The organism is Aliterella sp. E5.1 (assembly GCF_057473825.1).
Window position 1 is genome coordinate 1 of record NZ_JBYCCV010000269.1, and the last position, 2,156, is coordinate 2,156.

Consider the following 2,156-nt stretch of genomic DNA (forward strand, 5'->3'; position numbering starts at 1 on the left):
GAGCGAACCACCACAGGCCGGCCGACAGGGCGGTCCGTGCATGCCCGGCCGCGGCTACGGCAGAACCGGACGAGGGGAGGGGCGATGAGCAACGTCGGCTACGCGCGCGCGTCGCGCCACGACCACATACTCAAAAAATATAGCGGCAACTCTCAACAATTACTGGCTGAACTAATCGCCCTCATCCAAGAGCGCATTGCCAGCAGCCGCAACATGGCATTATTCATCAACGCCAACAAATCCGTTACTCTGCAAGGCATCAAACTTTACTTGTTTTATACCGACGACAGCGTAATTCACGATAGCAGTTTATTTTATCAAAATATATTTTCAGTTGTTCAAGAACTACCTTACAAATACAACTATCAAAACACACAAATCTTCTCTATCCGTCCTGATATTTGCTTATTTGTTAACGGAATTTATCTAGCTTATAGCGAACTAAAATCTAACCTCAGTAACCAAAATGCCCGTAAAAATGGGCGCGGCAAGGTGGTCAAAGACTACTTTGAAGCCGCCAAAATCTATTACCAAATTTTTGATAACAATCCTCAACTTAGTGACAAAGAAAAAGATTACTATCGCAAAGACTTCCTCAAAATATTTGAAAAAGCTATTCATATTACCAGCACGGATATTGGAGAAACTTACATCATTCGTACTATCTCTGACTTTTTTGACGAAATCCTCACCACCTGCCGCGAGGGAAAATACGATCGCGAAGACTATGAAAAAAAAGTTATCAAAGCCTTCAAACCCTATCCTCTGCTCCATCCAAACACGGAAAAGAAAGACAAACTCAAAGAACTCTTTACTGCCCACTATGGCAAAAGCTTGATTGAAAAAGAAATCCTCTACTACAACTTTATTGAGCGGGATGTGTATGTTTTTAATGGTAAGAAAGAACTTAAAAACGAATTAGGACAACTAATTTCACCCCGCCCTAAACAAAAATTTGGTACTGATAAAATTCTGGCTAAAATTGACGAATTTTTAGAGCATGAAGGGGAAGACGACTACTTCATTCATCAGTTAGAACAGCAGTTAGCCAATGTCTCCACCGCCAAACGTCTAGAACTGATCGAAAAGCGTAAAGCTTACGCCAACAACAAAAACGTCTATTCTCTACTGCTGCAATATGCCGCCGGGTTTGGCAAATCTAACATCATTGGCTGGACAGCCCTGCAACTCAAAGACTTGCGCCGCAACGGTCAATACGTCTACGACAAAATTATGATTGTAGTTGATCGCCTGCAACTCCGCAGCCAAATCGACTCCAAAATGCTGAACATGAACATTGATAACCGGATGTATCTTGAGGCGCACAATAAAAAAACCTTCCAAGAAGCCCTCAAGTCTGACACTCGATTAGTTATTGTCAACCTGCAAAAATTTGGAGCCGTGCGGGAAATGCTCGACTATGACACCCTACAAAAACTCGCTCAACTCCGCATAGTCTTTTTAATTGACGAGATTCACCGCTCCAATAGTGGCGACCAGCATGAGGAAATGGTCAATATCTTTGACGAACTGCAAACCCCCTTTGACGCACAGAATCAGTACAACCAAACCCGAACTAAGAAAAACCTAATTGTTGGCTTTACTGCCACTCCCGACGATCATACCCTTGCCCGTTTTGGGGAATTTAGCGGCTACGCCGAAAGTGAAAAGCTTTGGATTCCCTTCGACTCCTACACTATGAAAGAAGCTATTGAGGATGGCTTTATTCTCAACCCTCTAAAAAACATTGTCCCCGTTGCCTCCAAGATGCTGTTTGACCTTCCTAGCAACGAACTAGAAGGCTTCACCGAACCTGACTATAAAGACGTTGATAAAAAGGATATTTATGAAAACCGCGATCGCATTCATGCCATTGCCCAATATATTACCGATCTGTTAGTTAAAGATGTCTATCGGCAAATTCGGGGTACAGGTAAAGCTATGCTTGCGGTGTATTCAATTAAGGCAGCGATCGCTTATAAGCAAGCTGTAACCCAACATTTCAACGAACTGGTCAAGCAACCCAAATACGCCAAATATGCCGACACTCCTATTCATATTGTCTATTCCAGTAACCAAGATGAACAGAGTGCTACTGGGCTAAACGATGGACTTACGGAGGAGAAAGTTTTAGAAAGCTTTGCTCTTAAAAAAAA

At 42.9% G+C, this 2,156-nt stretch carries 1 protein-coding gene; it reads left to right on the forward strand.

Going from position 1 to position 2,156, the window contains the following annotated elements; translation table 11 throughout:
• Positions 1 to 84 precede the first annotated feature (84 nt).
• On the forward strand, positions 85 to 2,156 hold a 2,072-nt coding region (locus AC2VE5_RS26160), incomplete at its 3' end, for a DEAD/DEAH box helicase family protein (protein ID WP_486890479.1).